At 39.1% G+C, this 14,030-nt stretch carries 10 protein-coding genes; 8 read left to right on the plus strand and 2 right to left on the minus strand.

Annotated elements, in window-relative coordinates; genetic code table 11:
- Window positions 1-52 precede the first annotated feature (52 nt).
- Complete coding sequence (locus tag AC1DNH_RS16855) at window positions 53-3,583, plus strand: T9SS type B sorting domain-containing protein (protein WP_477625525.1); 3,531 nt, start codon at window positions 53-55, stop codon at window positions 3,581-3,583.
- Here AC1DNH_RS16855 and AC1DNH_RS16860 read toward each other — a convergent pair.
- Window positions 3,580-4,590, minus strand: a complete 1,011-nt coding sequence (locus AC1DNH_RS16860) for a PorP/SprF family type IX secretion system membrane protein (protein WP_477584592.1) — start codon at window positions 4,588-4,590, stop codon at window positions 3,580-3,582. The two genes, AC1DNH_RS16855 and AC1DNH_RS16860, sit on opposite strands and share 4 nt — an antisense overlap.
- A 288-nt stretch (window positions 4,591-4,878) precedes the next feature.
- Here AC1DNH_RS16860 and AC1DNH_RS16865 point away from each other — a divergent pair, with 288 nt between their 5' ends.
- From AC1DNH_RS16865 to AC1DNH_RS16885, 5 genes are all read left to right on the plus strand, one after another.
- Window positions 4,879-7,770, plus strand: coding sequence for a DEAD/DEAH box helicase (locus AC1DNH_RS16865; RefSeq protein WP_477609901.1), 2,892 nt, complete (start codon window positions 4,879-4,881; stop codon window positions 7,768-7,770).
- Between the two features lie 356 nt (window positions 7,771-8,126).
- A complete protein-coding gene (locus AC1DNH_RS16870) occupies window positions 8,127-8,513 on the plus strand; it encodes a GxxExxY protein (RefSeq protein WP_029278252.1) in 387 nt (128 codons plus the stop codon).
- 182 nt (window positions 8,514-8,695) lie between these two features.
- Window positions 8,696-9,013, plus strand: a complete 318-nt coding sequence (locus tag AC1DNH_RS16875) for a YgaP family membrane protein (protein ID WP_477584209.1) — start codon at window positions 8,696-8,698, stop codon at window positions 9,011-9,013.
- A 65-nt stretch (window positions 9,014-9,078) separates the two neighbouring features.
- A complete protein-coding gene (locus AC1DNH_RS16880) occupies window positions 9,079-9,861 on the plus strand; it encodes a 3-keto-disaccharide hydrolase (protein WP_477609903.1) in 783 nt (260 codons plus the stop codon).
- Window positions 9,862-9,968: 107 nt separating this feature from the next.
- Window positions 9,969-10,565, plus strand: coding sequence for a TMEM175 family protein (locus tag AC1DNH_RS16885; protein ID WP_477625526.1), 597 nt, complete (start codon window positions 9,969-9,971; stop codon window positions 10,563-10,565).
- On the opposite strand, the gene aat is transcribed toward AC1DNH_RS16885, so the two are convergent.
- Window positions 10,562-11,194, minus strand: coding sequence for a leucyl/phenylalanyl-tRNA--protein transferase (gene aat / locus AC1DNH_RS16890; protein WP_477583911.1), 633 nt, complete (start codon window positions 11,192-11,194; stop codon window positions 10,562-10,564). The two genes, AC1DNH_RS16885 and aat, sit on opposite strands and share 4 nt — an antisense overlap.
- 73 nt (window positions 11,195-11,267) lie before the next feature.
- Here aat and AC1DNH_RS16895 point away from each other — a divergent pair, with 73 nt between their 5' ends.
- Window positions 11,268-12,710, plus strand: a complete 1,443-nt coding sequence (locus AC1DNH_RS16895; protein ID WP_477625527.1) for a DUF1800 domain-containing protein — start codon at window positions 11,268-11,270, stop codon at window positions 12,708-12,710.
- A 92-nt stretch (window positions 12,711-12,802) separates the two neighbouring features.
- The gene (locus tag AC1DNH_RS16900) at window positions 12,803-14,002 is read left to right on the plus strand and encodes a DUF1501 domain-containing protein (protein ID WP_029278263.1); all 1,200 of its coding nucleotides are present in this window, start codon (window positions 12,803-12,805) and stop codon (window positions 14,000-14,002) included.
- Window positions 14,003-14,030: the final 28 nt, after the last annotated feature.

Raw genomic sequence — 14,030 nt, forward strand, 5'->3', positions numbered from 1 at the left:
AACGCTAGCCACTAAATAGTTTATTTGTATTTTGGCTGCACCAAACAATTTTATGCGCTTCTCAAAACTGCTAGCCCTATTTGTCGGCTTATTTTTCTGCAATAATATATATGCTCAAACTTATGTAGTAACCAGTAATGCCGATAGCGGCCCTGGAACACTAAGAGAGGGGTTAACACAAGCGGCTATAGCCAATAGGATAACTACTTTTACCATTAACTTCAATTTGCCAGGCACGCCTAGCGACAATGCCAACCGTACCATTAGGTTACGTTCGGCATTACCTGTGGTTTCTTCAAATGTAGTAATCGATGGCACCTCGCAGGTTGCGTGGCCAGCACTTGGTGTTTCTGGCGCTAAAGTAATTTTGGAGCCTGAATATCCAAACACTACATTTTCGGGATTGGTTATCGGCCAGTCATCAACCACGCAGGTCCAAACTACTGGCGTTGAGGTTTATGGTTTATACATCCGTAATTTTGCTACGATCAATAACTTACAAAATGTAAATATGGCTCAAGGCTCGGGAATTGTAATCGATTATCGTGCAAATAATATTACCATTGGTGCTCCAAATAAAGGAAATGTTATTGGAGGGAACATTAACGGTATTATTGTGCAGAACAGCTATTATTTTAACACCATCACCGCTACTAAAATCAAGATCCAATCGAACTTAATCGGGGTAATATATGATGGAATAACACCAAACACCAATGTTTTTGGTATTTCGGCCAGTTTATACGATAGTGCACTAGATGTTGGTGGTGATAATCCTGGTGAAGGAAACGTTATCGCCGCAAACAGGATTAATGTAGATATCACCAGGTCATCGTACTCCACCAATGCAAGGTTTGATGTCAACGTGATCAATAATAAAATCGGGGTCGATTATACGGGCAAAAAAGATTTCCATGAATTACCGATATTTCTTTCTTCCTCCGCTTTAGAAATTGCAGGTTTAAAGGTCAATGCGGTAAATACGGCACTTTATGTGCGCAATAATATTATCGGCGGAAACAGAACTACAGGGGTTTCGATCACCAATTCTGATTTTATTTTAACCGGTAATGCCATTGGTACCGATGCTGCCGGAGCTGTAGTGATGAGTAACGGAATTGGCGTAAAAATAGAGTTGGGTGCAGGAGGAACCATCGGTGGCGCAACACCTGCCGAAGCAAACTTAATCGCCAACAACAATTTCGGGGTGGAAACGGTATCGTCAAAACCCGTAAAAATCACAAGGAACAGTTTCTTTTGCAACAAGACATTTGGCATCGGAAAAACCCTATCGATCCTTCAACCCTACATTCAGGTACTGAAAAAAAGAAATGATTATGTTTCGGGTAAGGCCACACCCAACTCAGAAGTAGAACTATTTTATACCGTAAATTGCCAAGGTATCTGTGAAGGTAAAACCTATATTGCAACTGTACAGGCCGGTAGCGATGGTCGTTGGGAATACAACGGAACCCTAAGCGGAATGGTTACTGCAACAGCCAGCTTATTAAATGCAACCACCTCTCCTTTCTCTACTGCTGAATTATTACCAAACGAAGCTATAGTAGAACCTGTAACCTGTAATGCCAATGGATCAATCACCATCCCAGAGCCCCGCGAAGGTTTTACTTTTAGCTGGGTAAAAATAGAAACAGATGGTAGCCGCGTACCTAAAGGAAATACACAAAGCATCTCCAATTTAGATGTAGGCACTTACGAGGTAACCGTTGATGATGGCTGCAAAGCATTTCCATCGGTGTTTATCATCAAAGATCAGAAGTTAACCAAACCTACTATTCTGCCAGTTTCGCCTGCCTGCGGACAAACCACTTTTACATTTACAGCTGAGGTTTTAAGGGGTAAAGGTGTATTAAAATACGAGTGGATAAATACCGCAACAAATGCCGTGGTAAGCAGAAGTAACCCAGCTAATTTACCAGAAGGCACCTACTTCGTAAAAGTATCGGATGAAGCAAACTGCTCATTAGATTCTGATCCGATTACAGTTAGAAGGAAACCTCAACCTAAAATTGGGAATCCAACTAAAACCACCTCTGCAGCATGTGGTAAAGAAAACGGATCTATTGTAGGCATTACCATTACAGATGCAACGGGTACCTTAAGCTACAAATGGTTTAAACGCGATCCGATCACAGGAATTTTAGGTACAGATGTGGTGTCAACTACATTGGATCTGGAAAATGTAGGAGGCGGCAACTATACTTTATCTGTTTCTGACGAAGGGCAATGTTCGCCAGTTTCCTCATCTTTCTTTATCGGCACCTATAGCGATGTTGCGATTAACGGAGGGACAGTTACTCCGGCCAGATGTGGTGTTAACAATGGTGTTATTGATGGTGTATCGATTACCAATGCCGATACATACGAGTGGTTAGGCCCAACGGGGCAAAGCATCAAAAAAGGACCGTACTCCCCTGGCATGTCAATAAAAATGATTGACCTTGCCCCAGGAACTTATACATTAAGAGCCAGCAATTCGCTGTATACCTGCACTTTAGACAGAACTTTCAGGGTAGATGCATTAACACCAACGGTTTATACCTTTACGCCAACCGTTAACAACACCACTTGCGAGTTGATTAACGGAAGTATCAACCTAAACTTCAGTTCCGTTCTTCCAACATTGTTTAAATGGGTAGATGAATCAGGCGCTACAGTTGCAGGTGCAACCAAAACAGGGAACATTATTGAACTTAAAAATTTGCCCGGAGGCAATTACAGGATGTTTGCCTATGATGTGAACAATTGTGAAACTATTTTAGGACCATACGCCATCAATATCACGCCAAAACTAAACATCGTTTCCAATACAGCAACCGTAATTAAAGATGGCTGTACTTTACAGAGAGGTTCTGTTAAAGGCATACAGGTAATCGGTGGTATTCCAGCGTATGATTTTAAATGGATAAACGAAGCTGGCGAGGCTGTTCAATACACTCAAGATCTAATTAATGTTGGCGCAGGCACCTATCGTTTAGAAGTAAAAGACAAAACATCTTGTGGTTATGCCATCAGCGAGGCTTATACCGTAGTAGATGAGCCTTTTAAAATCATAGCTCCCATCATCAACGATCTACGCGTTTGTTATGTTTCAGATATCGTTTTACCTGTAATTGCACCAGAAGAAGGCACCTTCCAGCTCTTTGAAAAAATTGATGATACGAAGCCATTTTCAGAAAACACCAACGGAATATTCAAATTTAGGGTAGCCAAAACGGCAGATTATTTTGTGAGGAGAAAACTGGGTTCTTGTACAAGCGAGTTTACCAAGGTACATGTAGAAGTAACACACGATAACCTGGAGGTTACCAACACCATGACCCCGAATGGAGATGGTATGAACGATGTTTGGCAAGTGAGGGGTTTACCAGATTTTAATGGCACCAATATTAAAATCTACACCCGTGGCGGTCAGTTGGTTTACGAATCGATCGGCAATTATACCAAACCTTTTGATGGTAGATTTAGGGATAAAGAATTACCAGCAGGGGTTTATTATTATGTGATCGATTTGCGGGCTGAATGTAAACCACTAGGTGGCAGCATAACACTTTTACGTTAAAATTGCCTACTTGGACAAACTACCTGATAGCGGTTATTCAATAAAATACCCAGTACAATTTCGTGGGTACCATTATTTACCGAACGTAATCCTGAAGTATTTACATCATAAGAATAACTCAGGTTTACCAGCGACGCAATATTAAATCCTGCTAGAAGCGAAAAAGAATCGTTGTTCCTGAAACTGGTTCCAACCCAAAACTTATCCCGATAGGCAAATTTCAAATTGGCATCGAAAGTAGCCGGAGCGTTGACCCAATATGAAATCAAACCAGAGGGGATCATTGCAATATCCTCATCCAGAAATATTTTATAACCCGCCGTTCCGTAAAAAGTAGCTGCTTGGTATGGACTGGTTTTAACTTGATTATTTACAATACTGCTTTTATTTCCAACCAGCTGTTTTGCTGAAACACCAGCAAAAAATCGTGGACTATACAACCAAATACCTGCGCCAATATCGGGTCTAATTTTGTTGTTATAATCGGCAGAGAATAAAGGGTCGCCCGATTCATCGGCTATAATTCCGCGTACATCAACACTGATCGATTTAAATCCTCCTGATAAACCAACTGATAAATTTACTTCGTTTGTAAGGCCTAAATGATATGCATAGGTTAAATTCACATTAGTCTGCCGAACCAAACCGGCTTTATCCGTCATGGCCACCAGGCCAATTCCATGGTGAGGCTCTGCCGCGGTGTAGCTGTTTACAAAACTTCTGCTCATTGGATTGTCTCCATTCCCGGCAAATGAATTTACATTGCTCCGAACAAAATCTTCGCCAATAGCGGTACTTAAAGAAAGGTATTGTGTACTTGGTGCACCTTCTAAACCGCTCCACTGTTTGCGTAAACCTATTTTTAAATCTGTATAATTATCTATTCCCGATAATGCAGGATTCAACAGGATATTGTTAAAAATATATTGGGTGCTCCTGGGGATTTCTTGGCCATAGCTATAAAAGAATAAGCAGGCAAACAGAGAGAGCGCGTAAAAAAATTTCATGTAAACCTTAATAGTGATGCGTTAATTGATTGATACTAAAAAGCCTATCAATACAAGGGCTAAGATAATAAGTTGTAGCCAATTATAAAGCATTTAATGTTTATCTGCCTTTAACTTCAAAATAAACGTTCCATCCAATAGTAGCAATTAACCATTCTTTTAAATTTCGATAAAAAAAACTGATAATTTTTATCTCAAAAACCGCTACTTCTTTTTGATGTAACCTCAAAATATTGTAAGTTTAAAGTTTTTTAAGCGCTTAGCTTAGAAAAAATTTTAAACCAATCAATGTTACGTGTCGATAGCTCTAAAACCTGTAAAGTGGTGTACTCTTTGTGCAAACATGAGTACTTGGGCTATTTAATTGAACCTCACGTTGTTCAGCTCAATCCACAAGGAGATTTTTCGTTTACTTACCAACGGATTTTTACGCATACCGCAGAAGAATTTAATGCCTGTTTAAGTGATATTGATTATAAACTGATCAAAATTTTAGATGACATTGAGCAAGACTCGCTGATTAAAAAATATTATAAAAAGCTAATCAGGCCAACTGAGTTTTTCACTAAAATTTTCGACAATAAATTTTATGAAAATGTTCGCCCTAAAATCGAAAAGAAACTTGCCGAAGCTTTAGAGCTTTTAAAGGTCAAAAACGAGCTTTATGTAATGGACAAAGATGGCTGGCCGGTAGAACGCAAAATCGAACTGGCTGATGAGCCTGCATCTATTCTTTTTCATTTCCGAAGGAACGAAACTGAAACACGTTATTTTCCGACCATCAAATATCAGAATCTGCGCATCGAATTTATGTTTAAAGAAGCACAGATTATCAGCAACAAACCTGCGTGGTTATTGCTTAACGATGTATTGTACTTTTTTGATCAGGATATTGAAGGAAAAAAACTGCAACCCTTTTTAAACAAACGGTTTATTGCCATACCCAAAACAACCGAAGCCACTTATTTTGAAAAGTTTGTAGCCCCTTTAATAGAAAAGCACCATGTGTATGCCGAAGGTTTCGAAATCAGAACCGAACAATTTGAGGCAACACCGGTAATTAAAGTTTTATATGTTGATGGTGGTCTTTCTCAAATTCAGCTATATTTTAAATATGGCGAATATACTTTCCCGGTAGAGAATGCGCACAAAGTAACTGTACGTTTAGAAAAAACTGCCGATAACTATATTTTCCACCGCATCAAACGTTCGGCAGAATGGGAGAAAAAGCAGTTTAATTTGCTGTTATCCTTAGGACTAAAAAAAACGAGTTCTTTATTCAGCAACCTGGAAGTAGCTTCTGCCGAAGAAAATCCAAGTTACGGGGCTATAAATTGGGTAAACGAGCATATCGAAATTTTACAGGCATCGGGTTTTGAAATTGAACAGGCCACAGGGCAGAAAAAATTTGTTTTCGGTGCCAGCAAAATAGATCTTGAAGTTAAAGAAGGAAACGATTGGTTCGATATCCATGCTGTGGTATGGTTTGGAAAATACCAGATTCCTTTTCTTTCACTAAAGCAACATATTCTACACAAAAAGCGTGAGTTTTTGTTGCCCGATGGTGAAGTAGCTATTATCCCTGATAAATGGTTTACCCAATACGGTAGTTTATTCAGTTTGGCAGAGGCCGGAAAAACGCTAAAATTAAAGAAACACCATATCGGTCTCATCAATGATCTGGCTGAAGATAGTCTGGCTAATGTTACGCTTGAACGCAAATTACAGCGATTATCAGACTTTGAAGATATTGCTGATACGCAAATGCCTGTTCATTTTAAAGGCAGTTTACGCGATTACCAGAAAGCCGGTTATAACTGGTTCAGCTTTTTACGCGAATACAATTTCGGTGGCTGTTTGGCCGATGATATGGGTTTGGGTAAAACCATCCAGACATTGGCTATGCTGCAAAAGGTGAAGGAAGATGACCAATTGCTTGAAACGCAGACGACCTCGCTCATCATCATGCCTACCTCTTTAATTTACAATTGGTTAACGGAGGCTAAAAAGTTTACACCAAAGCTTAAAATACTGGCACATACCGGTACCAACCGAAATAAAGATGTTACCAATTTTGCCAATTACGATATTATCATTACCACTTACGGTGTAACCAGAGTAGATGTAGATGAATTGAAAAACTTTTATTTCAACTACATTATTCTCGATGAAAGTCAGAACATTAAAAACCCCGCATCAAAATCGTTTAAAGCCGTTAGAAGCTTAAAATCTAAACATAAACTGATTCTGAGCGGTACACCCGTAGAAAACTCAGTAAGCGATTTATGGTCGCAGTTGACCTTTTTAAACCCTGGTTTATTGGGTACACAGGCATTCTTCTACGAAGAATATGTACAAGCGATAGAAAAGAAAAAGGACGAAGAAAAAGCGCGTAAACTGCAATCGATTATCAAACCATTTGTACTCCGTAGAACGAAAGAGCAGGTGGCTGCAGAATTGCCGCCAAAAACGGAACAGGTAATTTATTGCGACATGAGCGAAGATCAGGCCGCATATTACGAAAAAACAAAATCTGCCTACCGTAACGATTTATTGCAGAGCATGGACGATGGAACTTTCGCAAAGAAACAGGTACAGCTATTACAAGGGTTAACCGCCCTACGCCAGTTGGCCAACCACCCTGTAATGATTGATGGCACCTATGTTTCAGATTCAGGAAAGTTCGAAAACGTAATTCATACGCTCGATAACGTACTTAAAGGCGGACATAAGGTTTTGGTTTTTTCTCAGTTTGTAAAACATCTTGATATCTTCAAAAAACATTTTGAAGCGGAAAATATTCCATTTGCTTATTTAGATGGCGCAACCCGTAACCGTGGCGAAATTGTTTCCGAATTTCAGCAGAATACTGAGCTGAAAGTCTTCTTAATCTCTATAAAAGCAGGCGGCGTAGGTTTAAACTTAACACAAGCTGATTATGTTTTTATCCTCGATCCATGGTGGAACCCGGCAGTAGAACAACAAGCCATCGACAGAACGCACCGTATTGGTCAGGATAAAAAGGTTTTCATCTACAAATTCATCGCAAAAGATACCGTAGAAGAGAAAATATTGGCCTTGCAGAACCGTAAAAAATCGCTCGCAAACTCTTTAATTACAACTGAAGAAAGTTTCTTTAAATCGCTGAGCAAGGAAGACATACGCGATATATTGAATTAATCGCCGAAAATTTGCCACAGAGGCGCTGCAATCACAGAAGTTCTTATATGATTGCCACTCTGAGCGAAGTCGAACAGTTTATTTGAATATTGCACCCTCTAACAGACTATTCCACTTAATTTTTTGCCACGGAAACACGGAAATCACGGATGTACTCTCCGTTGGTCACTCTGAGCGGAGTCGAAGAGTTTGCTGTGTAAACAGGCATCCATAGCCAGTATCTAACAAACCTTTCAAGTTATTCTTTGCCACGGAGACACAGAAATCACAGAGTATGCTTCGCAGCATCCTATTATTTTACTATTTTAGTAAATACATCCCAAGTTAATTAGTTAACCTTTATTAAATCTCTTGGTATGGAAATCCGTCAATCGAACTTCCCATTAAAAAACGAAACAGACCTAATTATTAGTGCTGCTATTGAAATTCATAGCCATTTAGGTTGTGGTTTTCTAGAAATCGTTTATAAAGATGCACTTTGTATAGAACTAAAAAACAGGGATTATTTTTATGAAAGAGAGAAGTTATACCAAGTTTATTATAAAGGTATTCCCCTACCCCATAGCTTTTATGCCGACTTTATCATATTCGATACGGTAATATTAGAAATTAAATCAAAAAGTGCTATTGCAAGCGCCGATATAGCGCAAACTCTAAACTACTTAAGATGTTCAGGTTGCAAAGTTGGGCTTATTTTAAATTTCGGTAAACCAACGCTCGAAATCAGGCGTGTTGTTTTATAATCCTGGTTATTAGTACTTCTTCCGTGTTAATCAGCGTTTCTGTGGCTAAACATCAACGTGAATACAAACAACCTGGTCTTCCGTACTAATCTGTGTCTCCGTGGCAACATACACAATTAAATTTCTTTTCAAAACTCATTTCCTTCTTACTTGTTATACAGTAGAACATAAATTTAACCATCATGACAAATCAAGATTTTAATACCGCTGTAAACAATGTTAAGGAAGCCTGGAAGTACCCAGAATTGTTCGAAAACGTTTCAAAATCTGAACGTTGGTTATCTGGAACTGCAGGAACATATTTACTTTTTAAAGGCATCACCAGCATTTTTTCGCATCCTGTAATTGGCCTTACGGGTGCAGCAATTGGTGCAGGATTACTGTACCGCGGCATCACGGGTTATTGCCCAATGCGCGATTTGGCAGAACAGCGTAAAGAAGATATTGCCCCTGACGAAGTAATTATAAGCGAAACCTACGTTGTTGACGATTTGGGGTAAAATTTTAAATACGAAATTTCCTTTTCTTAATAAACTGGTTAACTTTAAAAAGTTAAACCACAATCATGAACAAGTACACACTATTATTTATTCCTGCATTTTTTGCAGGGCAAGCTATGGCACAAGATAAAAAACCAGATCCTGCCAAAGACCCAAAAACAACCGAGGTTTGGGAACCCGTTCCTAAAATTGTTACACCGGGCAAATTGCCTCAGGATGCACCATCTGATGCTACCATTCTTTTCAACGGAAGAAATTTAGATGCATGGCATTCTGTTAAAGATCCTTCTAAACCAGCTGCCTGGACAATAGATGATGGTTTTTTTACGGTAAAAAAAGGCACTGGGAATATCGAAACCAATAAAAAGTTTACCGATTACCAATTGCACATGGAATGGAAAATTCCCGAAAACATATCTGGCGAAGGTCAGGCACGTGGAAATAGCGGGGTGTTTTTAGCATCAACAGGTGGCGGTGATGACGGTTACGAAATCCAGATTATGGATGCTTACAACAATAAAACCTATGTTAACGGACAAACAGGCAGTGTTTACAAACAAGCTATTCCATTGGCAAATGCCAACAAGAAACCAGGTGAATGGCAATACTACGATATCATCTGGAACGCACCGCGTTTTAATGAAGATGGAACAGTACAAAAACCAGCAAGTGTTACTGTATTTTTAAACGGCGTACTTTTACAGAACGGATTTGTACTAAAAGGGGAAACCAGGTATATCGGTGCACCAGAATACAAAAAACATGGTCCGGCTTCAATCAAATTACAAGATCACGGCGATCCAAGTCCTGCAATCAGTTACAGGAACATCTGGGTAAGAGAATTATAATTTCAACAAAACAACAATAAGAAACCTGCAGATCAAAAGTTTGCGGGTTTTGTTTTATAAGATAATTTCATTGATAATTGTACCAAATTTAGTGTCGATTTTTTTTTATGAACAAAGGCAGATTAGAAGCATTTAGTGATGGAGTAATTGCAATTATCATTACCATTATGGTTTTAGAGATTAAGGTGCCCGAGCATGGCGATACTTTAGTTAGTTTAAAACCGCTTATTCCAAAATTTATCAGTTATGTTTTAAGCTTTACTTACGTAGGTATTTACTGGAACAATCACCATCACCTCATGCATGCGGTTAAGAAAGTGAGCGGATCAATGTTATGGGCTAATTTAAACCTGCTTTTCTGGTTATCACTTTTCCCGGTTACGGCAGGATGGATGGGCGAAAACCATTTCACCTTTTGGCCAGTTGTGGCTTATGGCGTAGTATTATTTTTAGCGGCCATTGCTTATTTAATTTTGGTCATCACGATTAAAAAAACAGAAGGTGCACATTCACTGGTAGTTGAAGCAATAGGCAATGATAGCAAAGGAAAAATTTCTTTAGTTTTTTATGCCTTGGGAATAGGCCTCAGCTTCATAAACCCTTGGATTGGCTGTTCCATGTATGTAATTGTTGCAGCCATTTGGTTTATACCCGACACCAGAATTGAACGGGCTATACATCAATCGTTAGAGAATAAAGATTAGTCCACTGTCAAAATACGCATAAATGTTTCTCGTTCAATCATTTCAGCACCTAAACTCATTAAATGATCGTTCGGCAACTGACAGTCAATTAAATCGATATTCATTTTACTTAAAAAAATCAATGCTGCTTTTGAGGCATTGCTTACATGGCTAAACATACTTTCTCCACAAAAAACACGATTTACTTTTAAACCATATAAGCCACCCACCAATTTATCCGCTAGCCAAACCTCTACACTGTGCGCGTAGCCCTGTTGGTGAAGGCTAATGTAAGCCTCTTGCATTTCGTTGGTAATCCAGGTACCATCCTGCCCTTTCCTTTCGGTAGTTGCGCAATTGCGGATCACTTCGGCAAAAGCCTGATTAAAAGTAATCCTGAAAACTTCCTGGTTTAAAATTTTCTGCATGCTTTTACTGATTTTAATTTTATCAGGATAAATCACACAGCGTTTGTGTGGCGAATACCAGAGGATTGGTTCGCCTTCACTAAACCATGGAAAAATCCCATTCGAATAGGCGATTAACAACCGCTCCGTACTTAAATCACCGCCAATGGCCAATAAACCATCCTCTTCTGCCAAGGCTGGGTCTGGAAAGCCCGGATTGTCATCTAGTAGCTGAAAAAACATAGGCAAAAATAAGAAAGAAAACAAAGATTAAACCTTGGCGTTTTAAATATGTCATACTGTAAAACAGTCTATTATGAGCGCAAAAGATAATTTCTTAAAAGTAAAACATCTTTACAACCGGGCAGGCTTCGGGGTTTCTTATGCCGACTTACAAAAATTAAGCAAAAAAAATCTCGATAAAGTGGTCGATAATCTACTTAAAGATTCCCTAAAAAACGATCCCATTAATTTAGTGAACGATTACGAATCGAAACGACAACTTTTGGTTCAGGCGGGTTTATACTCGAAAAAAGACCTGACCGATGAAGAAAAGAAAATGCGCCAGCAGATTGTACGGGAGCAAAACGAAGTAAGCCGCGATCTGAATATTGCCTTCATTACCAAAATGATCAATACCGATGCCCCGTTGAGGGAAAAGATGACGCTTTTTTGGCATGGCCATTTTGCCTGCCGCAGCAATAACCCATTTTTTGCGCAACAATTAAATAACATCCAAAGAACAAATGCCCTGGGCAGCTTTAAAACCTTACTGGTTGAAGTTTCCAAGTCGCCCGCAATGCTGCAATACCTGAATAACCAGCAGAACAGAAAAGGTAAACCAAATGAGAACTTCGCCCGCGAACTCATGGAACTTTTCACCCTGGGAAGAGGAAATTATACCGAGCAGGACATTAAAGAATCTGCCCGCTCATTTACCGGCTGGATGTACGACAAAGATGGCTCGTTTATTTTCAGGCAAAACCTGCACGATCCCGGAACAAAAACCTTTTTCGGTAAAATCGGGAATTTCGAAGGCGAAAACATCATCGATATTATCCTCGAAAAACCAGAAACTGCACAGTTTATCACTCGAAAAGTATATAAGTTTTTCGTAAACGATAACCCGAATGAGGCTCATGTTAAAGAACTTGCCACACATTTTTACAACTCGAAATACGACATCGGCTCGATGATGAAAAAAATGTTTACATCAGATTGGTTTTATAGTCCGGAGAATGTAGGCACAAAAATTAAATCACCCGCTGAATTTTTAGTAGGCTTAAGTCGCGAGTTTTATGTTACCTATAACAAACCACAGGTGTTAATACAGCTACAAAGCAGTTTGGGGCAATATTTATTTAACCCACCTAATGTAGCGGGCTGGCCTGGCGGACAAAGCTGGATTGATAGTTCATCATTAATGTTAAGGATGCGCATTCCTTCGCTTGTTTTAAATGACGGGGAAATCGATTTCAGCGGCAAAGCAGATCCTGAAGACGAAGCTGTAATTGCCTTAAGCAGAACAGCTACCACCAATGCAAATGCCAACATGAAACCAAAATCGTACGTAAACGCAAATGCAGACTGGCCTAAATTTTTAGATACTTTACCAAAAGGATTAACGCCACTGGAACTTACCGAGTTTTTATTGCAACCGAAATTAAATGCCAAAATAACAACGATGGTAAGCGATAATAAAGGATTGCGAAGTACTGCAGTCGAAATTACCAGTATGCCAGAGTATCAGTTGTGTTAATAGTCAATGGTTGATGGTCCAATAGCCAATTAGCTGAACACCCAAACCAATGAACTATTGACGAATGAACATTGAACCAAAATATTAACAAGATGAACAGAAGAAATTTTTTAAGAAATACAGGATTTGTTGCAGCAGGTTCGCTATTTGTTCCCGCTTTTATGAAACCGCTTGAGGCCATGGCGCTTGATGAGCTGAGCCTATACAAAAACCTAGTTGTGGTACAGCTTTCTGGTGGAAATGACGGTTTAAATACGGTTATTCCCTTTGGAAACGATATTTACTACCAAAAAAGAAAAAGTATTGCCATTAAACCTGAAGAGGTAATTAAATTGAACGACATGCAGGGGCTAAATCCGAACATGGCGGCCCTGCAAGAAATTTATGATCAAGGCTGGATGACCATCATCAACGATGTTGGCTACCCCAATCCAGATCGCTCGCATTTCCGTTCGATGGATATCTGGCAAACGGGTAGCGATAGCAATCAATTCCTATCAACCGGATGGATTGGCCGTTATTTAGATAGCAATTGCCAAACCTGCAAATTCCCTTATACTGCGATAGAAGTAGACGACTCGCTTTCTCTGGCCATGAAAGGGCAAACCAAAAAAGGAATTGCATTAAAAGATCCCGCAGCTTTGTTCCGTAATACAAACGATCCCTTTTTTAAGGCCATGCTGCAGAATGATAAGGAACATTTAGATGAAGATAATTTAGGTTATTTATATAAAACCATGATCGAAACTTCATCCTCTGCCAGTTATATCCAGAATACTTCCAAAATTTATCAGTCGAAATCTACTTACCCTACTTCGGGTTTTGCAAACCAATTGAAAACGGTTTCTAAATTTATTTCTTCGGGATTAAAAACAAGGGTTTATTATGTATCCTTAAGTGGTTTTGATACCCACGTAAATCAGATTGGTCAACAAGGTAATCTGCTTAAACAATATAGTGAAGGTATGGCTGCTTTTTTGAAAGATCTAAAATCGAACAATAAATTGGAGGATACCTTGGTAATTACCTTCTCCGAATTTGGCCGCAGGGTTGAACAAAACGCCAGTAACGGCACCGACCACGGAACGGCAAATAATATGTTTGTTTTTGGCGGAAAATTAAAGAAACAAGGGATTTTTAATGCTGCGCCTAATTTAAGTGATCTGGATACAGGCGATTTAAAATATCAATTGGATTTCAGACAGGTTTATGGTACCATTTTAGATAAATGGCTGGATGTAAATAATGCTGATATTCTGAATAAAAAGTTTAATACGCTCGATTTTATATAGATCTTACAAGAAGTCAAGTTTCATAGCA

The sequence above is a fragment of the Pedobacter sp. 01N310 genome, from assembly GCF_056399805.1.